The 22,438-nt window shown below is 56.9% G+C and carries 11 protein-coding genes; 3 read left to right on the top strand and 8 right to left on the bottom strand.

The genetic code is table 11. From position 1 onward, the window contains the following. Position 1: 1 nt before the first annotated feature. From LX66_RS11690 to LX66_RS11670, 5 genes are read right to left on the bottom strand one after another with little or no spacing between them, the layout of a single operon-like run. A complete protein-coding gene (locus tag LX66_RS11690; protein WP_145713384.1) occupies positions 2-3,136 on the bottom strand; it encodes a DUF6298 domain-containing protein in 3,135 nt (1,044 codons plus the stop codon). A gap of 59 nt (positions 3,137-3,195) precedes the next feature. Next, positions 3,196-3,849 carry a DUF3826 domain-containing protein gene (locus LX66_RS11685; RefSeq protein WP_145713382.1) on the bottom strand — a complete coding sequence of 218 codons (654 nt, stop codon included), beginning with the start codon at positions 3,847-3,849 and terminating at the stop codon, positions 3,196-3,198. Positions 3,850-3,864: 15 nt separating this feature from the next. After that, positions 3,865-5,559: a pectate lyase family protein gene (locus tag LX66_RS11680; RefSeq protein WP_145713380.1), complete on the bottom strand. Its 1,695-nt coding sequence runs from the start codon at positions 5,557-5,559 to the stop codon at positions 3,865-3,867. A 27-nt stretch (positions 5,560-5,586) separates the two neighbouring features. Beyond that, the gene (locus LX66_RS11675; protein ID WP_211366180.1) at positions 5,587-7,617 is read right to left on the bottom strand and encodes a RagB/SusD family nutrient uptake outer membrane protein; all 2,031 of its coding nucleotides are present in this window, start codon (positions 7,615-7,617) and stop codon (positions 5,587-5,589) included. Positions 7,618-7,622: 5 nt separating this feature from the next. Beyond that, entirely contained in the window at positions 7,623-10,853 is a 3,231-nt protein-coding gene (locus LX66_RS11670; RefSeq protein ID WP_145713378.1) for a SusC/RagA family TonB-linked outer membrane protein, read from the bottom strand. Positions 10,854-11,298: 445 nt separating this feature from the next. Between LX66_RS11670 and LX66_RS11665 the strand changes: the two genes are divergently transcribed. The 3 genes from LX66_RS11665 to LX66_RS11655 all read left to right on the top strand — a co-directional run bounded on the left by LX66_RS11665 (position 11,299) and on the right by LX66_RS11655 (position 17,807). Next, positions 11,299-13,857, top strand: a complete 2,559-nt coding sequence (locus LX66_RS11665) for an alpha-L-fucosidase (RefSeq protein ID WP_145713376.1) — start codon at positions 11,299-11,301, stop codon at positions 13,855-13,857. Positions 13,858-13,916: 59 nt separating this feature from the next. Then, a complete protein-coding gene (locus LX66_RS11660) occupies positions 13,917-16,673 on the top strand; it encodes an alpha-d-galacturonidase (RefSeq protein WP_244620376.1) in 2,757 nt (918 codons plus the stop codon). Positions 16,674-16,796: 123 nt separating this feature from the next. Further along, positions 16,797-17,807: a GntR family transcriptional regulator gene (locus tag LX66_RS11655; protein WP_145713374.1), complete on the top strand. Its 1,011-nt coding sequence runs from the start codon at positions 16,797-16,799 to the stop codon at positions 17,805-17,807. Between the two features lie 262 nt (positions 17,808-18,069). On the opposite strand, the gene LX66_RS11650 is transcribed toward LX66_RS11655, so the two are convergent. From LX66_RS11650 to LX66_RS11640, 3 genes are all read right to left on the bottom strand, one after another. Continuing rightward, positions 18,070-19,356 (bottom strand): sensor histidine kinase, encoded by a 1,287-nt coding sequence (locus tag LX66_RS11650; RefSeq protein ID WP_145713372.1) that lies wholly within the window; start codon positions 19,354-19,356, stop codon positions 18,070-18,072. 207 nt (positions 19,357-19,563) lie between these two features. Further along, on the bottom strand, positions 19,564-21,369 hold the full coding sequence (locus LX66_RS11645; RefSeq protein WP_145713370.1) for an OmpA family protein: 1,806 nt from the start codon (positions 21,367-21,369) through the stop codon (positions 19,564-19,566). A 30-nt stretch (positions 21,370-21,399) separates the two neighbouring features. Further along, the gene (locus LX66_RS11640; RefSeq protein ID WP_145713368.1) at positions 21,400-22,404 is read right to left on the bottom strand and encodes a PorP/SprF family type IX secretion system membrane protein; all 1,005 of its coding nucleotides are present in this window, start codon (positions 22,402-22,404) and stop codon (positions 21,400-21,402) included. Positions 22,405-22,438: the final 34 nt, after the last annotated feature.

Raw genomic sequence — 22,438 nt, 5'->3', positions numbered from 1 at the left:
ATTATCCTTTTTTGATCCATAGCACTACCGGCCCTGCGGCGGGGCTTTGCAGGCTTAGCTGCCGGCCGCCCTTTACCTTTTCCTTTTCCAGGATACGGCCGTTTTCCGGGTCTATCCATGCTATATGGCAGGTACCGGCCAGGGCTGCCAGGTTCAGCGCTACCTTGCCGGGCGTGCGGTTGTAAATAATATATCCCTTTGCGTTATTACCCAGTGCCCATTGCCCCTGCGGCGCAGCGGGCAGGTCTACCGGCTGCATGGCGGATGCGGCCTGCAGGAAGCCATCATCATCGACGGCGGGTATGGCCGCCAGGGAGCCGCCGGCCATAAAGGCCGCCCAGGCCCAGGCATCGTACCTGCCGGCGGAATAGATCACCGCCTTGTCCGGGTAACGCTCCCGGTACTCGCGCACGGCGCGGTACACCTGCTCAAAATTGCTGTCCTTCGGCTTCAGCAGCCGCGCATGCTGGCGGGGTGCCAGGTGCTGCCCCCCTTTGGGCGCATACAGGCTGCCATCCGGCTCATAATGCCACTGGCGGATATCTATCACGGATATTGCTTTGGAGCGTACAGGATCGGCCAGTATGGCGTCCTGCACATCCTTTGTCACGCTCAGACCCAGGGTGGCTTTTTTACCGGTCTCTTTTTCCCATTCCAGGACCACGTCTATCCAATATTGCACAAAGGACAGGGGACCGGTAAATTCCGCCCCGGTATAATGGATCACGCCGTTGTTGTTGGCGAAGTTCTCCATGCACCGGCGGATATATGCGCGGTGCAGCGGTTGTCGCGCCGGGTGGCTTACATCATAGAACTGCGCGTCAAGGAAAATGCGTTTATCGCCTGCATAGGGCGGCGGTTCCGGGAAGCCGGTCCCGTTGATGTTGTTGGCCGGCCGCCAGGGAAAATCCGCCCAGTGCGCGCCGGCTTCCAGTATGTTGTGCTGGAAATAATCCTGGTGCACCAGCACCAGCCCCTGCTGGTCTGCCAGGCCGGCAAACTGCTGCAGCCGGCGCCAGTACCAGCGATTATACTTTGTAAGATCATATTTGCTCAACCCGTCCCAGGCGGTTCCCTGCCCGCTGCGGGCAAAAGGCAGCTCGCAAAAGGGCGGCCATACATCCCCGTCCAGGCGGCGCACGCGCTCATGATCGTCGCGGCGGCGCTCGTACCAGAGGCCGTAATTGTGCTCCAGTGAAACAAAGTTCTTTTCCTTCATCCAGGCGGCCACTTCCTGCAGGTCGTCCGTCAGCCCCGTACCGGTACGGCCGGGCACAAAACGGGTGATGTGCGGGCGGGCTTCCTGTATGCCGTCGGGCCTCACATTGCCGCGCCACCAGGGCACTTCATAATGGCGGCCGGCCAGCACGGTGCGGCCGCGCACCAGCCAGCCGCTGCTGATCTGCATCGGCGGAGCGGCAACAGGCGCAGCAGGCTTCGTATAGCCAATATCGTTGATCGTTTTGATGCCGTTATGCGCTACCGGGATGGGGTTCCGCTGCGCGGACAGGTCTATCCATTCCTGCAACTGCAGCAGGGGCTCCTCTGCGGCGGCTGTCAGCTCCGCCGCCTGCTCCACGGTAGGGCTGCTGGATGCTTCGGAACCGACGGGCATCAACTGCGCCTGCTGCGATACATCCCGGCCGAGGCGTTCCGCCAGTTGCGCGTAGTACAGGCTGCGCGGACGGATATGCTCATTGGATTCCCCCCAGTAGCCATCCCCGGTGAACTGCGCCCAGGTGCCAAACGCCCAGTTGGCAGCGGTGGGCGGACGGGTGCAGTATACCAGCGCGGCGCTGCATTGCCACAACATGCTGTTGGCGGCGCTCCAGCCCGCACCCTGGCCATCCTGCCCCCGGTTGGGAAAGCCCAACGCCTGCCCGTCAATATTCACCACATCCAGCAGCAGGCCGGAGGCCCAACTGTCAATGGCGCCGCTGTAGCTAAGGGGCCGGTGCGCATCACATTGCACAAACGCATTGGGACCGGCTGCACAAAAGCCGGCGGAAAAATCGTGATAACCGTATTCCGAATAACAGCGCTGGAAAAGCGTTTGCTGCCCGGAGGTATGGAAGGTATACCGGCGTTGCCCGCCTGTTTCAGACACGGGCGACAGCGATTTACAATCTTCCACCGTTACGCGGCGGGCCGTTTCCAGCACCGCCACGGCCGAGCCGGCGAAATGCGCAAAGGAGACCTGGCGCACCCAGGCATCGCTTACATTTTCCAGGGTAATGGCCATCCAGCGGTGATCTTCATCTTTAGGGCTGCGATGGTCCCAGGCAGACACACAACGCAGGTTTTCCACGCCGGCGCGGCTGATGCGGCCCGGCCACTGGTAAGCGGCCAGCGTACCGCCGCCATAAGCGGTGTCCAGCGCGGTGGTAAGCGGCGCATCCAGCGTAACGGTATTACCGTCTACCGCTACTATGGTGCGGTCCCAGTAAATATCGCGCTCACCGGGCTTCCAGGCCAGGGTGGTAAGGCCGCCGCCCAGGTGGTCCATGCTTAGCTCCTGTATCCATGCTTTAGTGGAGGGGCGATGCACGAGCACGGGGTCACCCGCCTTCAACCCCTTTACAGCAGCCAGCTCCAGGGTTCGCGCATTCACCGGCACATAAGCAGCAGTGATCCTTACCGGCGCTGCTACCTGCCGGTCGTTCTTACCGGCAATACGCAGCAGTGTTTGCCGGGTGGTACCGGCTCCCAGCAGTACGGTGCCCTGCTCCCCCATGCCGCTGCCGCGCAGCACTACGCCGGAGGCGCGTATCAGCAGGCTGCCGTTAATGGTATACTGCCCCGGCCCCAGCAACACAGCCCCGCGAAACCCCTGTGCATCGGGCGGCAATGCCGCCACATAGTCCAGCGCCGCCTGTATGGGCAGGGTAGCGTCGCCTTTTACGGGCGGCACCACCATGCGTACCGGCACCCGGGGGATGGGCTGTTCGCTGGCCATATAACCGCAATAGGAAAAATCCGGTACGCGGTTGCCCTGCGCGTCCGATACATATACTAACCTGCCGCCGGCATCCTGGGATACCGGCGGCAGGGGTTTTGGCTGCTTCGGCTTTTTTTGCGCATGCACCGAAGCTACCAGTAAGATTAATATGGTAGTTAGTCTGAGTCTTTGATTCATCAGGTGTTTTTTTGAAGTAAGAAGTATGAAGTAAGACTTCCTGCATCTTACTTCTTACTTCATATCTTTTCCCGTTCTTTCCACTTCTTTTCTTCTTCCTTCATATTATAGCCGGCCGCAGAAAGATAGTTGTTGATGCGGCCTTTGTATTTTCCAAACCACCAATGTTTCTTCTTTGATGATCCCGCATCCATGGCGTGCTCCCGCGCTTCCTCCAGCCAGTCTTTGATCTGCTTTTTCTGCTGCTCCGTCAGGTTGGGCAGTATCTCGTTGTACACGCGGTAAGTGAGCGGCGCCACGCCGTAGGTCATGCCGTCCTTCACCTGGTCTACCTGCTGCGGCGTAAGCTTTGCGGAAAGCCGGGCCAGGTACTCCTGGTGGCGCTCGTCCAGCTTGCGCTCAGCCGCTTCTTCAATGGCTTTCCGGCGGACCTCCAGGGCATCCTTGTCCTCTTTCAGCTCCGCTTTGGCCGCCTTGATCTGCGTATCGCGGGCAGTATGCACCTCGTTGAGGTAGCGGTACTGCGCCACGATGATGTCCCGCACCTGCAGCGCTTTGTCCTTGTCCTTCAGCTCCAGCGGCGTCACGATCTTATCGGCGCGCCGGGTGATCACCCGGGTGTATTCCGCATCCGCGTCAGCGCTGGTTTGCGCCTGCGCCGGCGCTGCAGCCAGCAGCCATCCTGATAAAAATAAATACAGAAACCTTTTCATACCAGTATATTGTTATCAACGGCCCCACTGGCCGCCTGTTTTACCAATTAGTGTGTTAATGTTGTTCTTCGGGTTCTTCCAGTCCATTTTCTGCTCCGGGTTGATACCATTAATGAATTTCTCAATGTTGGTATAGCCGTCGCCGTTCATATCCTTCACGGCATCGGATGCGTCGTGCGGGTTCAGGCCATGTTTGGTTTCCCAGGTATCCGGCATGCCATCGCTGTCTGCATCCCGGTAAGGCGTGCCTTTATATTCCGGGTAACCGCCTACCTGGCTTACATCGAAAATAACGCCCTGTTTGTAGGCGTCCTCCGGCAGGCGGCGTTTAATGTACTCAGTGCCTACACTGGTTTCCGATCCCTCCCTGTACCGGATCTTACCGGTGCGCACCTGCGCTATCACGCGGGTATCCACGGGATCGCGGCGGGGCAGCGTGGCGCCTGCATTGTCCAGCACAAATTTATAGGCTTCGCGGGCGGACATCACCCGCATAGGCGGCAGGGGGAAGGGTTTCGCCACCCGCATATCATCGCGGTAGTGGCCCGCATCCGGCATATCCTCTATCTGTACGCCGCCGGCCCAGTTGTCTTTGGTCACCTTTTCATGGCCTTCCATGATGTTGCCATTCACGTAACAGCGGCCGAACACCTGGTAGGGCAGCTTGCTGCGGCCGGATTCCGGCTTCAGGATACGGTGGCCCACCGGCTCGTCCTTCGGTGTGCTGGGGCCGGGCTTGTAATAGTTGTTGATGATGTTATATAGTGCGCGGTAATCGCCGCCATCCATGCTGCGGTGATGCCAGTTGAATATCACGTTGTTCACGAAATTGAACTGGCCATACCAGCCGATGGAAGGATTACGGCCGGTATTGCAGGCCCAGAGGTTGCGCATGAACGTACAGTTCTCGCCGCCCAGGGTGCTGCCGAAAGCGTGGTTATAAGTGGCCAGCGCTTCAGAGGAGATACAGTTCTGGATGGTGATATTCACCGTAGGCAGCTTTTCCTCTTTGGAACCGTCACCGGGATCATACATATGCCGGTACATGGAGATGTTCTCATCCAGGCCCCAGCTCGTAGAGCAATGATCGATGATGATGTTGCCCACCGGGTTGCCGCCCAGCGCATCGTCCCGGCGGCCCACATCGGTAGCGCCGCGGCGGAAGCGCATGTAGCGGATGATCACATCATGCGTATTGATCCATACGGACTCACCGGCCACGCACACGCCATCGCCGGGAGCGGTTTGCCCTGCAATGGTGATGTAGGGCGCCCGGATGATCAACGGGCTTTTCAGCCGGATGATCCCGGCCACGTTAAATACAATGATGCGGGCGCCGCCTTTTTCACAGGCCTCGCGCAGGGTGCCGGGGCCGCGGTCTGCCAGGCTGGTCACCACGTACACTTTACCGCCACGGCCACCGGCGGTATAGGCGCCGCCGCCTTCCGCACCGGGGAAAGCGGGGATATCCGCCTGCGGCAGGTCCATGGGCCGTGATGCCCAGGGCACATACGGTTTACCGTGTTTCGCTTCTTCCTGTACAATGGGCAATGCCTTTTCCCAGGCTTCGTCCGACAGGCGCACGGCTTCTTTCAGCGCGGCCTCGCTGGCCGCCTTCACATCTTTAGGAATGGTGGGATACTGCGCCCTTGCGGTATGCAGCGTGCCCCAGGTTATCAATGCCAATAAAATTACCTTCCTCCTCTTCATGGTATCATTTGTTTAAGCTGGTTTCCGTTATTTCAGCGGGTCAAAGGAGCCGGCGCCGGTAAGGCCGTCCCAACCCTGTGTTTGCTCCAGGTAAGGCGCATTATTCAAAGCGGTCTGGTTCAGACCAAAGAAATAATATGCATTATACCAGGTAAATTTCCAGTCGTTGTTGGTCGGGTCCAGGTCATCCTTTTCCATGATCACAAAGTAATTGTCATACAGGAAATCCACGTACTCATCCTGGTTATTAATGCCCGGGGGAAAGGTTTCCGGCTCGCGGGGCGCGATGATCGTACCATCGGGATTGGTGTACTGCACCTTGTACAGGGGGTCCTTATCTTTGCCGCCGCTGTACTTTGTTCCCTCCGTGGTCTTTACATAAATGTAGATACCGGTTCTGCGCATACCGTTCAGGGGCTGCACGCCCAGGCGGGAGCAGGTGCCGTAATCGTTGTTGAACAGCATCCAGCGGCGCAGGTCCCAGAAGCGTTTGCCCTCGTAGGCCAGCTCTATCTTCCTTTCATTGAGCACGGCGGCAAAAGCCTCGTCCCGGCCGGCGATGCCGCTCAGGCCATAGGCGCCGTCTGCGTTCTCCACGCCGGCCCTTTCGCGGATGGCTTTCACGTATTCCAGTCCTTCCCCGATGTTATCGTTGCCGACGGCGCTTTCCGCCAGGTTCAGGAGCACCTCTGCAAAACGCATTTCCATATAGTCGGTACCACTGGTCTCGAAATCACCGTTTGCGATGCTGGCGTTTGCAGCAGTGGCTTTACGAACATAGATGCCGCTGCTATTGGCGCCGCGTTGTTCGGTCGTATTGCCGGGGGTGGCGTCTGCATCTTTGTTAAACCAGCGGTAGGTCCAGAGCCTGTACTGCGGGTTTTCGCGGTAAGGCCACAGCGCCCCGTTATAGGCGAATGTTTTATAGAAACGCGGGTCCCTGTTCTTATAGAATTTCAGCGGATCGTAGGTGTAGTTCGAGGCGCCGGGCATCTTGCCGTCCTTCATGGGGAACGCGTCCAGCATCTGTTTGGTAGGGCTTAAAGAGCCACCGCCGAATATTTCCTTGGGACGGGCGTCATTTTCCCAGCCATTCCATTTCTGCACCTGGTCGGATATTACGTTGTTAAAGCCGAACACGATCACGGCTTCGGGGTTGTCTACCTCCGTGGTGAACATATTTTCCCAGGCAGTGGCGTTGGCAAGATCGCCGGTTTTGTACAGGCCAAAACCATTGGCCTCCAGCAGTGCTTTGGCGGCTGCGTTGGCGTCATAAGCCCTTTTCCAGCGTGCCCGGTCATCTGCCCGGTTGAACAGCGGACTGGCCCAGGTAAGCAGCACGCGGCCTTTCAGGGCGGCGGCAGCACCAGCGGTGATCCGGCCCCAATCCCCGCCGCTGGGCCAGCGGCCCGGCAGCATGGCCATAGCAGAGTCCAGGTCGGACACGATCTGCTCAATACAGGCGGAGGAAGTGCTGCGCGGAATTTCCAGCGATTCGCCGCCGGACAGCACCGGGTCCTGCGCATGCAATACCAAAGGCACGCCGCCGTACAGCCTTACCAGGTCGAAGTACTGCCAGGCCCTCCAGAAAAACAATTGCCCTTTCAGTTTCCTGCGGGTATACAGGGGCAGCCCGTAATTATCAATGTTATCAAAGAACAGGTTGATCTGCTTCAACCGCGTCCAGGTATTGTTTCGTATGCTGGTAGGCAGCGCTTCGCCAAAATAGCCCAGCGCGTGCCCGTTCAGGTAAGAGATGGCGGCCCATTCCCTGTTCCAGTTGGTTTGCCCTGCCAGTTCCTCCGTGGTTTGCGTGAACTGGCTGTTATTCGTGGCCAGGTTCCAGGTCATGGACTCGGACTTGCTGCCTGGCAGGAACAGGCCATACACATAATCCACGTAAGCCTGGGCCAGCGTGGAGTCCTGGAATACTTCCTCGTTCACCCCGCCCAGGTCCCGCTTCTCTTCGAGGAAGTCCTTTTTACAGCCTGCCAGCGCTGCCAGCAGCAGGGCGGCTGCTATTACTATTTTATTATGTTGCATTGTTTGCTTTGTCATAGTGATTAGAGTGTAAGATTAACACCAAAAGAGTACGTCCTCAGGTTCGGGAACTCATCATAAGCGCCTTCCGGAGCCTTATAGTCAAACGGGTTAAAGAAGTAGAGCGGGTTCAGCATCGTGAGGCTGAAACGTGCATTGCTGATACGCAGCCGCTCTGTCACCCTTTTAGGCAGCGAGTAGTTCAGGTTGGCGTTCCGTATGCCCATCCTGAAAGCGCTTACGCGCCAGAATTCAGAGGTGGGGCCGAGGTTGATGTCCTCCCAGTAGGGATTGGGATACTTGCCGCCGGGATTCAGCTCCGGGTCATAAATATCCTCCCAGTACACCGGGCGGCTCTGGAAGGCCCGGTTGATGGAGGTCTCAATCCTGTCCCTGGACTTGGTGTCTATTTCAGACCAGCCGCCAAAAGACCCGCCGATCACGCAATCAAAGCCGATGCCTTTGTAACCGGCCTTCAGCGTAACGCCAAAGCCATAGTGATTGTTCTCTTTTTTGGCCAGTTGTATCTGGTCATTATCGTCAATAATGCCGTCGGGGCCGGCAAAGGTGCCATCCGGCTGCAGCGCGCCTCTTACATCCCGGTAGTACAGCATGCCCGGCCGCAGGTCTTCCGCCTCGGTTCCAAATACGGAAGTGATGCCGTATTCCTTTACATAAGCATCTACATCCGCCTGGGTTTTGAACATGCCCAGGTAATCATGTCCCCATACGCCGATATCATCCGATTTTCCCGCCTGTTTGTTCCAGGGATAGTATTTATCCGTTTCTGCGAAGTTGCCCTGCTTCCATTTGTTGTCATACCAGGTAAAGCGAAGGTCAATGCCGTAGTTGAAATCATTGCCGATCCGGTCGTTCCATCCCACAGCGATCTCATAGCCGTAGAAATCCATCTTGCCCCAGTTCTCTGCCGCCAGGGTACCGCCTACGGTCAGCGGCACGGTAGCAGTTCTTTCCATCAGCATATTCGTGGCTTTATTATAGAAGCCTTCCAGGGTTAAGGAAAGGCGGCTGTCCAGGAAACGGGCATCCACGCCCAGGTTGTTCTTGAACTCATCGCTCCATGTGGCATTCCTGTTGGGCGAAGCTTCCATTTTCATACCGGTGGTCAGGTTGGAATTGCCGCCAAATACGGCGCCCTTGCCGCCCTGGAACGTGTAACGCTGCCGCCACTGCCATGCTTTGGTATCATCAGCGCCCAGCAAACCGGCGGAATATCTCAGCTTCAGGAAATTGACCGTTTTCGTATTAAAGAAAGATTCATTGGAGATCACCCAGCCGGCAGATACGGAATAGAAATTGCCCCAGTAGTGCTCCGGCGCAAAGTGCGTGGAGGCGTCTGTGCGGAACAGGACCTCGGCCAGGTAGCGGTCGTCATAGCTGTAATTCACCCGTCCTATATAGCCTAAAGTAGCAGACTCTGAGCCGGCGGTCTTACCGTCAATGGCGCCGAAAGCGCTGCCAAACTGCCCGTTGGTTGCTGCAATGGGGCTTTCTTTCCATACATCCTGCTGGCTGGAGTAGGCCTCTCCCCTTTCCACGGAGAACAGGCCGCTTACGTTATGCTTGCCAAACTGGCGGGCATAGCTCAACGTGAAGTTGATCTGTTCCGTTTCGCCGTTTACATTGGAATAGTACAGGCGGTCGCCGTTCTTGTAATTTTTCCCGGGAAGCTTCGGCGTAGCGCCCTGGTCATAGATATGACCATGCTCACCGGTGGTGTTGAACTCATATAACTGGTAGATGGTGCCCAACTGTGAGGCATTGGAGCCGGTGAAATACCGGGAATAATTTACCCTGGCTTTCAACCCGGTTACAAAGGGCAGCTCGTATTCCGCGTATACATTTACGCTCAGTGTTTTGTCCTTTGTAATGGACAGGTTGCCCATCCGCTCGATCTCATAGAAATGATACCCGGAATACTGGTCGGTGCCGGGTATCTTCACGGGGTACCCGTCTACATACGGAGGCAGGTAACGCGGCGTAAGCATCAGGTTGCGGTAATCATTTTCCGCATTCTCCCCGCCTATCTTGTTAAAGGTCTTGGTCAGGTTGGAGAAGTTGCCGGCCACCTGCAACCCTGCTTTCAGGCCGGCCGCCACTTTCATGTCGGCCCCGGCGCGGAAGGTCCATTTATCATAATCCAGGCTGGCCAGGTTACCGTCCTGCGTATAGTAAGAGGCGCTGGCAAAATAGGTGCCCCGGTCTGTACCGCCGCTGACGTTCAGCGTATGGCGCATGTTGGAAGCGCTGCTCCATACGGGGTCCAGCCAGTCGTAATTGATGGTCCTGAAATGGTCCAGCTCATCCTGCGAGAAGAAGGAGTTCTGGTCGGTAGGATCCCTGTCGGCGCCATTCGGGCCGTTCATGATATTAATGTACCGTGCAAAGCCGTAGGCACTCATCATTTTAGAGCGGTAGGCCTCATCATTGATACCATAGGAACCGCTATAGCTGATCCTGGGCTTGCCGGCCTGGCCGCGTTTGGTGGTGACGATCACTACGCCATGTGCGGCCCTGGAGCCGTAGATAGCGGCAGAAGCATCTTTCAGGATGGTGATGCTCTCCACTTCGGAAGGGTCCAGGTTGTTGAACTGCGTGGCGTCATTCTTACCATCGCCGGTTACCTGTATCACGCCGTCAATTACATACAGCGGGTCCAGGTTGCCGCCATCCTTGGAGAAGGTGGCCGGGTTGCGGATGGTCAGGGATGCAGGAGAGCCGGGACGCGCAGTACCGCCGCTTACGCCCAGGCCCAGTACGCGGCCCTGCAAAGCTGCGCCCAGGTTGCCTACCGGCAGGTCTTCCACCTCGCTGGCTTTGATAGTGGAGATGGCGCCGGTCATATGTAATTTCTTTTGCGCGCCGTAACCAACGATCACGGTTTCTGACAATTCGGTGGCCGAGCTTTTCATCGTTACATTGAGCGATTCCCGGTTATCCACCGGTACTTCCAGGGGCGCGTTGCCCACCAGGGAAAATACCAGCACCGCGCTGCCATTGGGCACGCGGATGGAATAATTACCGTCGGCATCCGTAACGGTGCCCAGTGTTCCGTCCTTTACGCGAACGGTAACGCCGGGGATCTCTTCCCCGGTTTCAGATAATACTTTTCCCCTCACCCTCACCTCTGAAGTTTGTGCATAGGCAGGCACTACGTGAAATAAATAAAAGCATACAAGTAATAGTATACCCCCCGTGGTAAAACGCTTACCAAAAAGTAGCTGAGTAACCATTGTTTAATGATTTTGGTGGAGACTAATAGTTGATAGAATAGGTGATAACTGTTGTTGGTGTCTGTCAGACAATTAAAAAAATGCTGACAATCCTCAGGTGCATATTTTTCATAACTAACGGAATTTGTTTTTGATCTTCCCCTTATTACCGGGAATGCTGCATGTTCCCGGTGATGGCTCCGGCAAAACAGGAGCGTAATCCCGGGATCAAGCTACAGAAATATTCATTTAAATAACGCACGAACACAGCAATTTTTTTACGCAATCGTTGCCGGCAACGTTGTCAAAAGACTTTTTGCCGGAATTTTGTAACATAGTATAGTATAGCAGGAAAAAAAACACTAGCTTGCAAATTGAAATCTATTGTCAACCTGGTCTTCCCGTTATAATCCTGACCGCTGTTCCAATTTAGCCATTATATATAATGGCCTGCTAAAACCGGGTTATGAAGAATGCTTTCTTACTGGCATGCCGGCACATGCTGTTATTTTTACCGCTGGTATGTACTTCCTTTCAGACATTATTTGCGCAGCAAAAGATCCACTACGAGCCGGACTGGCGCTCCCTGCAGCAGCACACCGGCGTGCCGGAATGGATACGCGACGCCAAATTCGGCATCTATTGCCACTGGGGCGTGTACGCCGTACCGGCCTATAACAACGAGCATTATTACAAACACATGCACGTGGATTCCGGCTACGCCAAGCTGGGCACCTACCAGCGGCATGTGGCGCTTTACGGCCCGCTCACGAAATTCGGCTACCATGATTTTATTCCCCTATTCAAAGGAGAACGCTTTAACGCGGATGAATGGGCCGACCTTTTTGTAAAGACCGGGGCGCGCTTTGCCGGGCCGGTAGGCGAGCATCACGACGGGTTTTCTATGTGGGACAGCCAGCTCACGCCTTTTAATGCAAAAAACATGGGGCCGCACCGCGACGTGGTGGGCGAGCTGGCAAAAGCCATCCGCAAAAGAGGCATGAAATTTTTTGTATCCCTGCACCATGAACTGAATTACGGCTACGTAAAACCCAAACCGGAATGGGCCGCAGCCGATCCGAAATACGCAAAGCTCTACGGCACGCCCATGCCGCATGAAGAATGGCTGAAAATGTGGCGCGACAAGTGCAACGAGGTGGTGGACAAATACCACCCGGACATCATGTACTTTGATTCCTGGCTGGAACAGATACCGGAAAAATACAAACAGCAATACCTGGCCCACTATTTTAACGCAGCGGAACAACGCGGGCAGGCCGTAACCATGACCTACAAAGGGGAAGACATTCCCGCAGGCATCGGCATGGTAGACCATGAGAACAGCAATCCCGATCATATTATCGCCGAGCCCTGGCTCTGCGATTACTCCATTGGCAAGGGCAACATCTTTTCCTGGGGATATACCGAAGGCCTGCAGATACGCAGCGCCAAAGAGATCGTGCAGAAGATCATTGAAGTGGTGAGCAAGAACGGGCAACTGCTGCTGAACCTCTCGCCCAAAGCAGACGGCACCATCCCGGAAAACCAGCAGGAGGAGCTGTTTGGCGTGGGCCGCTGGATGTGGTCCTTCGGGGAATCCATCTACAACACCCGGCCTTTTACCCAATACGGGGAAACCACGCCGGAGGGACAGCGCGTGCACTATACCCGCCGCGGCGACACCCTGTACGCCATCTTCCTGGACTGGCCCGGCGACGGCAACACCGTGCACCTGGAAGCCCTGCACCGCGGCGTGCTGGGCGACATCAAATCCCTGGAGCTGCTGGGCCTCAAGGCGCTGAAGCACTGCCCTTACCAGTTGACGGACGAGTCCCTGGCCCTGACCATACCGGCCCACACCCGCCTGCCTTCGGATATTGCCTACGTTTTCCGCATCATACTACAGGCGCCCGGCCGGCAGGCATACAAAGCGCCGGCGGATGAAAAGCCGCTCTTCGAGATACTGGACGGACCGGACAAGCCCGTGATCAGCGAAGGTATGCCCGGCACAGCCGGCATACAGGGCGGCTTTGAAGGCGGAGCCTGCGTGAAAATAAACGGCACCTACCACCTGTTTCCTACCGAAAGGGCCGGCCAGGCGGGCATAGGCGCCTACTACGACCGCGTAAAGACCCGCATCGGCCACTGGACCAGCACGGACGCCATCCACTGGACGCGCCGCTCCACGCTCTACGAAGCCAGCGGCCGCTATGCGCTTACGGAAGACGACAACCCGATGAACGACCGCCGGGGCGCTATCTGGTCCTTTATGCCTGTATTCAATAAAGCGCAGCACCGCTGGTACGGCTATTACCTGGCCTACACCGTGCACAAGGAAATAGAGCCGAACCACTGCTTTGGCCGCATCTGGCGCGCGGAATCCGTACAGGAGGGCCTGGAAGGCATTGGCGGACCGTATAAGGATATCAACATCATTATGGAGCCGGGCCTGGACAGCCAGCCCTGGGAAGGGCGGCAGGGCGTGGCCTCCTTTTTTCCCTACCCGGTGGGCGATGAATGGATGGCCTTTTACGCCGGCGCCTACCCTTACGCCAGCCTGCAAGATTATCCCAACAAAACGGGACGCGCCTGGTACATAGGCCTGGCCCACTCCGGCAGCATGGAAGGGCCCTGGACACGGATGGATACCACGGTAAACCCGGTGACGTCCATCCATCCCACTTTCGTGGAAAACCCCATCGTGAGCCGGCTGCCCAACGGGCTGTATATCGCCGTTTTTGACGGGGGACCGGAAGGCTTTGGGCTGCACCTGCCCAACATGATAGGCTATACCCTCTCCAAAGACGGCCTGCACTGGACAAAAGCACGCTACCTGCCCATACAGGACAAGGTGAAGAAGTGGTGGGACATTATGCGCACGCCGCTTTGCCTGATACCGGAAGGCGACGACCGGTATACCATCCTGTATGCAGCTATTAAAAACACGGAACGCTTCCACCCCATTGGCATGGTGAGGGTGAAACTGAACCGGGAGGTATTGGAGGAAATAGGAAGCAAGATGTAGGAAGTAAGATGACAGATGTACCGTAACAGCAGATAAAAAGACCGCGTAAGCAGAACGTTATGATGAAACATTTCCTGTTTTTAACCATTCTTTTCAGCCATTGGGCAATGCAGGGCATCAGCAGCCCCCTTTCACACGATAAAACCGTATTGCTGCTCACCGGCAGCCGCCCCTCTCCCCGTATCACCTACGGCAGGGAGCAACTGGGCAAGGCCCTGGAGGCGGCAGGCTACCGCCTCACCAACGTGGAATGGCGCAGCGCCCCGCCGGGCATCCACATCATCATGATCGGCACCGGGGATGATCCTTCCATACAGCAAGCCGGCCGCCAGTTCAAACTGTCCCCGGCCAAAACACCGGGCAGGGAAGGCTTTGCCATCCGTGTGAAGGACCGGCGCGCCCTGATTGCCGGCGCGGATGCCAGCGGCGCCCTGTATGGCTGCCTGGAGCTGGCGGAACGGGTGCGCAGCAGCGGCGCCCTGCCGGAACAGCTCTCCTTTACGGACCAGCCGGAAATGGTGCTGCGCGGCGCCTGCGTGGGCATCCAGAAAACCGCTTACCTGCCCGGCAGGCATGTATATGAATACCCTTACACCCCGCAGGAATTTCCCTGGCTGTACGATAAGCAACAGTGGATACAGTACCTGGACATGCTGGCCGCCAACCGCATGAACTCCCTGTACCTCTGGAACGGGCATCCCTTTGCATCGCTGGTGCGCCTGAAGGAGTATCCTTACGCCGTGGAGGTAGACAGCGCCACCTTCCGCCGCAACGAGGAAATGTACCGCTTCCTGACGGAAGAAGCGGACCGCCGCGGCATATGGGTGATACAGATGTTCTATAACATCATCCTCTCCAAACCCTTTGCGGAAAAGCACGGCCTGGCCACGCAGGACCGCAGGCGGCCCATCACCCCGCTGATAGCGGACTATACCCGGAAATCCATTGCGGCCTTTGTAGCAAAGTATCCCAACGTGGGCCTGCTGGTAACACTGGGCGAAGCCATGGAGGGAGACGGGATGGATGTGGAATGGTTTACCAACACCATCATTCCCGGCGTAAAGGACGGCCTGCAGGCCCTGGGCAAAAAAGACCTGCCGCCCATTGTGCTGCGCGGCCATGATACCAACCCGCAGCAGGTAATGGCGGCCGCCCGCCCCCTGTACCCCAACCTGTACACCATGAACAAATACAATGGCGAGGCGCTCACCACCTACACGCCCCGCGGCCCTTGGGCCGCCATGCACCGGGACCTGAGCCGCCTGGCCGCCGCCCATATAGATAACGTGCACATACTGGCCAACCTGGAGCCTTTCCGCTACGGCGCCACCGCCTTCATCCAAAAATGCGTGCAGGCCATGCATACCATACATGGGGCCAACGGTCTGCACCTGTACCCGGAATCATCCTACTGGGACTGGCCCTATACAGCGGACAAGGCCACACCCCGCCTCCGGCAAACGGACCGGGACCGCCTCTGGTACATGGCCTGGGCGCGCTATGCATGGAACTGCCACCGCCCCCGCCAGGAAGAAGACCGGTACTGGAGCCGCCTGCTGGATGCGCAGTTTGGCAGCAAGGGAGCGGGTAAGGATATACTGGAAGCCTACGAGCAGGCCGGGGAGATAGCGCCCAAGCTGCTGCGCCGCTTTGGCATTACTAACGGTAACCGCCAAACGCTTACGTTGGGCATGACCATGCCGCAGTTGATCAACCCGGACAAATACCGCGTGTGGCCGGAGCTGTACAACTCCGACGGGCCGGAAGGCGAAACCCTGCTGACCTATGCCGCAAAGGAATGGCAGCAGCGGCCGCATACGGGGGAAACGCCGGTGCAGATAGCGGAAGAAGTGACCCGGCACGGGGAGCTGGCCGTAGCGGCCATTGAACGGGCAGCGCCGGCCGGCCGGCAAGCGGAAGCGGAATTTGCGCGCCTGCGCAATGATATGCACTGCTACCGCGCCCTGGCCCGCTGCTTTGCCGCCAAAGCGCAGGCGGCCCTGCTGGTGCTGCGCTACGGCTACTCGCAGGAGCTGCAGGACCTGGAAAAAGCATTGCCTTACCTGCAACAAAGCGTGGCGCATTACCGCGAGCTGGCCAACCTTACAAAAGATACCTACCTGTATGCCAACAGCATGCAGACCGGGCAGCGCAAAGTGCCCGTAAGCGGCAGCGGCGGACATAACAAAACCTGGACGGAGCTGCTGCCCTTTTACGAGGCGGAGCTGCACACCTTCCGGCAGCGGCTGGACTCCTTAAAGCAGGCAGATCACCGCGGCCCCAACGGCCAGCCTGCGCGGCAACTGCGCCTGCAGCCGGCGGAAGTGGCATTACAATCGCCCAACGGCGATCATTACCAGCCCGCCACGGGCCAGCAGCCCTTCACGGACACCACTTTGCAGGTACAGGCCATCGCCCCAGCCCTGCAGCCGCTACAGGCGCTGCGCGGCTCCCTGCAGCAGCAGCGGTCCGCAGGTACTACCCTGCGCTTCCATGCCAGCCGGCCGGTAAAAGTGGTGGTGGGCTTTTTCAAGGGCGGGCACAAAGGCTACCTGCAGGAGCCGGACCTGGAAACAGACGCCGGCGCGGACAATTACGGGCAGGCCACCGTGCGCATTGCCAATGCGCTTATCATCAAAGGCCTGCCGCCGGTGAATATACACACCTATTACTTTGATGCCGGGCAGCACACGCTGGCGCTGGGCAAAGGCGCCTGCCTGATACTGGGCTTTATGGACGGCCGCCAGGAAATACCGGCCTATGATGCAGGACTGGGGGCCGCCGGTGCGCAAAAGCTGGACTGGCTGTTTGAGTAAGGCAGAAAGCGAAAAGCAGAAAGCAGAAAGCTGCTCGTAGCGAATCTATCCGCGGAAATCAGCTTTTTGCTTTATGCTTTTCGCTTTTTGCTTATTTTGGAGTATAGTATAGTACAGTTACGCATGCAAACGATCATTTCACTTAATCATTCGTCAGGAGCACCTAAGTACCAGCAGATCATACAGTCCATTATCAGCGCTATTGACGACCGGCAATTGCAGATAGGCGACAAGCTGCCTTCCGTGAACGAGGTAAGCCTCAGCACGGGCATTGCCAAGAAAACAGTAGTGCAGGCCTTTGAGCACCTGAAACAAACCGGCATTATCTCCGCCGTGAAGTATAAAGGGTATTTTGTAGCCAGCGCGCATACCAATTCCCGGCACAACATATTTGTGCTGTTCAACAGCCTCACGGCCTACAAGGAAAACATTTACGAAGGCATCAAACAGGCGCTGGACGGCCACGGCGTGGTGAATATTTATTTCCACCACAACAACATGGAAGTGTTTGACACGCTGGTATCGCAGAGCGCCGGCCGCTACACCGCGTACATCATTATGCCCCTGCAGGATAAAGGCATGCAGGCTTCCCTTAAAAAACTGCCGCAGGATAAAATATACATACTGGACGTAGGCTATAACGACTGGGGCGCGCGCTACCCCTCCGTGTGCCAGTACTTTGAAGAGGATATTTACCGCGTGCTGCGGCAGGCGGAGGCCAAAATACGCCGCAAGTACCGCAAGCTGGTGCTGGTGCAGGGCCCCGCCTTTTACAACCTGAAGCAGGTGGAAAAAGGCTTCCGCCGGTTCTGCAAGGATACCGGCCTGGCATCGGAAGTGATTGCGCATGCCCGCAACAAACGCCCTGCAAAAGGAGAGCTGTACGTACTGGCTCATGACCAGGACCTGGTGTACCTGGTAAAGAAAATAGCCGCCGGCTCCCTGAAGCTGGGCAAGGATATCGGCATTCTTTCCTACAACGATACCCCTATGAAGGAAATAGCGGCCAACGGCATCGCCACCATCTCTTCGGACTTCACCAAAATGGGCGCGGATATGATAAAGCTGATCCTGCAGAAAAAGAAAGCCCACCTGAAGAATCCCTGCAGGCTGGTAGACCGGCCCTCCTTTTAAAAAGAAAATGGATCGCCAGGAGTGGCGATCCGTTCCGTTTTAACCTTTCTATAAAATAACCAACCATCGCCTGCAGTGACAGGCCATGCCGGTTACAAGACTTCGGGTATCATATATATCTGATAACTGGGATCATCTGTAGTACAAATAACTAACGGTCAGGGCGCCAGGGTTTCATTCACGGACATCGGGTATTATTGTAAATATAAGGCTTACACGGTAACGGCCGCGTAATACAATCGTTGTATATTGACCGGCGGAGCTAAGTAGCGGAGGCGGGCAGCAGGATGCTGAACACGGAGCCTTTCCCGGTTTCGCTGGAAAGGTGCACGCGGCCGTGATTCAGCTCCGTAAGCTCTTTTACCACCAGCAACCCCAGGCCGGTGCCATGTTCATTGTCCGTGCCATAGCGGGTAAAATGCTGCTCCAGGTCAAACAGGCGCTCCTGTAGCGGCGCATCCATCCCGATGCCGCTATCGGCCATGCTGATCTCCACTTCCCCGTTCACCGCTTTTACCGTGGCGGTGATGCTGCCTTCCCGGGGCGTAAACTTCACCGCGTTTGACAGCAGGTTTCTTAAAATGATCGCCAGGTGATCAGCATCGGCATAGGCCAGGGTATCCTTTGTAACGGACAGGCTGAATGACAGTTGCTTTTCCTGCAACTGCGGGGTAAACTGGTCGTGCAACTGGTCCAGTATGTCGTACACGCTGCAGTAGCGGGGATTGGCGCTCATGCCTTTCAACTGGGTATGCGACCAGCGCAGCGTGTTCTCCAGGCTCAGGAGCACATTATCCAGGCTGTTCCTGGCCCTGGCGGCAAAATCTTTGAACAGGTCCGGCGACAGGTCTTCATCCAGCAGCAGCAGCGATTTCATGGAGGTGAGGGGTTGGCGCAGGTCATGCGCGAGGATGGACAGTATCTTTTCCTTGGCGCGGTTCAGGTTCTCCAGGCGGAGGGCCTTTTCCTCGTTCTGCCGGTTCAGCGCCTCCAGCCGCTCGCGGTAGCGCTGCTGCTCGTACTTGTAGTATAACAGGGCCATGCCCGTGAGCACAAAAAAGGATATCACGCTGATAATATTCCGGGAAGGCGGCAGCGGCTCTATCAGCGGGGGATGGCCGGCATTGTAGATGCAGACGAAAATAAAGGCGAACATATCCAGCAGGGTCAGCACGCCTATCAGCCACCAGGAATCCAGCAGCAGCACGATCACCGCCACGTTGGACAGCAGCAGCAGCTCCGTGCTGTTCTGGTACCCCAACCCAATAAACCCACAGAAAATGATAATGCCGAATATGCCCATAAAACGCACCAGGCGCCGCGCACCGTAATGCTGCAGCAGGAAAATGACCTGTATGAGCAGCAGCAGCAGGAAATAGCAGAGCGCCAGCAGGTAATGCGCTGTGAAAATATTCAGACCGCAGTAGGTAACGGCCAGTACTGCCCCGATAAGACCGCCTACGTTCAGGGACCGGATCTTTTTCTGCTCCTCAAAGGGGTATTCCGGCCGGATACCGGTGTTGATCACATGCTTGACAAATGATTTCATGCGGAAGACGAAGCTATAACATCTGCGGCTGATATTCAATGCATTTTAGTGTTATAGCCCCGGGCCCGGGAAACCGGGAGCGCCTGAAAAAAGTTACCGCCAGGAATGGCGGTACCGTTTGTTTTTTTAATGTACCAGCATGCGCGTTCAGCGCATACATGCTTTCTATCCATATGTAGTCCCCCCGCTATTATGCCAACAAAAAAATTACCATCTCACTTTCAGCTCGGAGCGCCGGTTCTGCCGGTATTCCGGCTCGCTGCACGGTACTCCGTCCTTGCAGCCGTTCACCGGGTGCTGCTCGCCCATGTTATTGTAGTACAGCCGCCCGGGGTCTATGCCTTTGCCCGCCAGGTAATCGATCACGGCGAAGCAGCGTAATGCAGAGAGATCTACGTTATACTGGTTAGACCCACGGCTGTCCGCGAAGGACAGGATCAGCAGTTTCCAGTCCGGGCGGCGTTTCAGCACTGCGGCCACCCTGTCCAGCAACTGCCGGGACTCGGCCAGCAGGGCAGCGCTGTTGTAGTCATACAAGAACTGCAACTGTTCCAGTTCCCGCAGGTCTTTCTCTTCTTCGGCTGTGAGCTTCCTTTCCACCGTTGCGGGGGGTTGCTGGCCCTTGCCGGGTTCCGTTACCGGGCCGGGTTGGTTACCGTCTGCGCCGGGTTGATTGCCGGCGTTGTTGTTATTACCGTTCAAGCGGTTAAAGTAATCCGGGTCCGTAAAGTAGTAAATATCATCCCGTCCCTGCCCACCGGGCCTGCTGGACGCGAGGTAACCTTCCTGGCCGCTGCGGTTCAGCACCAGCCCTATTTCATCAGCGCCGGAATTGAACGGCGCTTTCATGTTCTGCGGATCTTCCCAGTTGCCCTTTGCTCCTTTAGCGCGGTAAATATCATAACCGCCCATGCCCGTATGTCCCCTGCTGGAGAAGTACAGGATGCCGTCCTCGTTCACGGTCGGGAAGGTTTCGTCGGCCGGGGTATTGATCTTGTCGCCGCAGTTTACGGGCGCGCCCCAGTTGCCGTCTGCCTGCTTTTCGCAGTACCAGATGTCCATTTGCCCCTGGCCGCCCGGGCGGTCCGAGATAAAGTATAATACATCGCCGGCGCTGTTCAATACGGCATGGCTGGATGCATAGCCTTCCACGTTCAGCGCCTCCATGGGCGCCAGCGCGCTCCATTGCCCGCCTGTTTTGACGGACTGGTACAGTTGCAGGCGCCGGATACCGTTCACCGGCCCTTTCCGGTCGCCCGGGATATCTTTGCCCTGTATATTGACGCTGGCATACAGGGTATCTTCATTCCGGCTCATGCAAACCGGGCCGATGTGGTAGCGGTATTTCTCCAGCAGCGATGGCAGCAGTTCCCGGAGGTACATATTTCCATTGCCCTGCGTATACTGCCGGTATACATAAGCTTTGTAATAAGGTTCTTCTGTGCGCCGGTCTGCAGCCGGGCCTGCGTCCAGGTAGCCATTGGACATGAGCAGCAGGCCCTTTTCCACGGTGCCGTTCACCAGGTCGGAGCCGGGGGTGTTCAGCTCTTTCAATGGCCTGAGCTGTATGCTGGCAGGATGGGCAGCCCAGGCAATAGCGCTGTCGCAGCTTTGCAGGGCCACTGCCTTCAACTGCAGGCTGTCTGCATTCGTGGTGGCAAACCTGCTATACTGCTGCCTGGCGGCTTCATACCGCTCCTGCTGCCGCAGCACCTCTCCATAGCCAAAGTAGGCCGCAGGCGGACAGTCCGGCCGGGAGGTGATATGCTGGTAGTAGCCGGCCGCCTCTTCCAGGTAACCGATCTCCTGGTAGGAGCGCGCCAGCTTCATCCACTGCTCCACCGGCAGCTTGTCCTTTTTGCTGCGGGCCATGCGCCCGTAAAGCGCGCCCGCCACGGCATACTCCTCGCGGGCATAAGCTTCTTCGGCCAGTTGCCGCACGCTCTTCTGCTCCTGGCTGTACAGCGCTGCAGGCAGCATGATAAACAGGGCTATTGTTAAACTGCGTTTCATTCGTAAATAATTTTTTTACGGTGTTTTACTTTAGAAATACCGCGGGCTCTGTACCGTAAACCGTTTGGAGGGGAATAAAAACCCGAGCGATATTTCGTGCGAACCACCCTGGTAGCCGGCCATCTTGTTGATGTTGAGGTCATACGCATAGCCGATGCGCAGCCGGTCCCCGGCGTAGTACTCTGCCATAATGCTGGCGGCGTTCAACTGCTCCAGGTCCGTGGGCAGGTTGGACTTGTTCCACAGTTTTACGCCCGTCCGGTAGGATGCGCCGAGCCACAACTTCTCGCTGATCAGCAGGAAAGCATTCAGGTCCAGGTTGGTGGGCCCCTTAAAATCTTCCTTTACCAGGATGGAGGGCTTCAACTGCAGGTTTTCCGACAGGGGGAACATGGCGCCGGTGGTTACATACAGGTGCTGTGTTTTACGGATGGTGGAATAGTTGTTTCCCTTCCAGGAATAGCGCGTGGCATCCGTGTACAGGGAGAACAAATCCATTACGGAAGCGCCTGCATAGAACCGCGGCGTATAGTAGTAGATGCCGAAGCGGGCATCCGGCACCCACACGCTTCTCTTGCCGTTGGGCAGGGCCACATCATCATTGTCTGTATACTGCAGGGCGGTACCATCTATTGAGTACTGGGTAACACCGCCTCCTATGCCCACGCACAAACGCCGGGTGTCCTCGTTGTCCAGGGGAATGCGGTAGGAGTAGTTGCCGTACAGCGACAACGCTTCCTGCGGGCCCAGCTTGTCAAACAACATTTGCACCCCCAGCCCTACCCGGTTGTCGGGCGCGCGGGTCACACCGTCTATGGATACGCCGCCGGTGCGGGGCGCACCCGGGAAATCCGCCCACTGGTGACGGTACACCGCATTTACGTACAGGTCTTCCTTGTAGCCTGCGTAGGCCGGGTTCACGCTCAGGCCGTTAAAGATATACTGGCTGAACTGTATGTTCTGCTGGGCCTTTGCGCGCAGCCCTATGTTCAACAGCAAGATGATGATAAGTCCTGCTCTGGTTACTGTTTGCATCGTGTTCTCTTTTTTGATCACGGGTGATGTTTTT

The sequence above is a fragment of the Chitinophaga japonensis genome (genome assembly GCF_007830125.1).
Lineage (GTDB): Bacteria > Bacteroidota > Bacteroidia > Chitinophagales > Chitinophagaceae > Chitinophaga > Chitinophaga japonensis.
This window is presented reverse-complemented; position numbering and strand designations above follow the sequence as displayed.

Coding starts and splice junctions, on each gene's coding strand:
- LX66_RS11645 (WP_145713370.1), bottom strand. CDS start 21,369: ATGAAACGCAGTTTAACAATAGCCCTGTTTATCATGCTGCCTGCAGCG.
- LX66_RS11660 (WP_244620376.1), top strand. CDS start 13,917: ATGATGAAACATTTCCTGTTTTTAACCATTCTTTTCAGCCATTGGGCA.
- LX66_RS11640 (WP_145713368.1), bottom strand. CDS start 22,404: ATGCAAACAGTAACCAGAGCAGGACTTATCATCATCTTGCTGTTGAAC.
- LX66_RS11675 (WP_211366180.1), bottom strand. CDS start 7,617: ATGACAAAGCAAACAATGCAACATAATAAAATAGTAATAGCAGCCGCC.
- LX66_RS11665 (WP_145713376.1), top strand. CDS start 11,299: ATGAAGAATGCTTTCTTACTGGCATGCCGGCACATGCTGTTATTTTTA.
- LX66_RS11690 (WP_145713384.1), bottom strand. CDS start 3,136: ATGAATCAAAGACTCAGACTAACTACCATATTAATCTTACTGGTAGCT.
- LX66_RS11655 (WP_145713374.1), top strand. CDS start 16,797: ATGCAAACGATCATTTCACTTAATCATTCGTCAGGAGCACCTAAGTAC.
- LX66_RS11685 (WP_145713382.1), bottom strand. CDS start 3,849: ATGAAAAGGTTTCTGTATTTATTTTTATCAGGATGGCTGCTGGCTGCA.
- LX66_RS11680 (WP_145713380.1), bottom strand. CDS start 5,559: ATGAAGAGGAGGAAGGTAATTTTATTGGCATTGATAACCTGGGGCACG.
- LX66_RS11650 (WP_145713372.1), bottom strand. CDS start 19,356: ATGAAATCATTTGTCAAGCATGTGATCAACACCGGTATCCGGCCGGAA.
- LX66_RS11670 (WP_145713378.1), bottom strand. CDS start 10,853: ATGGTTACTCAGCTACTTTTTGGTAAGCGTTTTACCACGGGGGGTATA.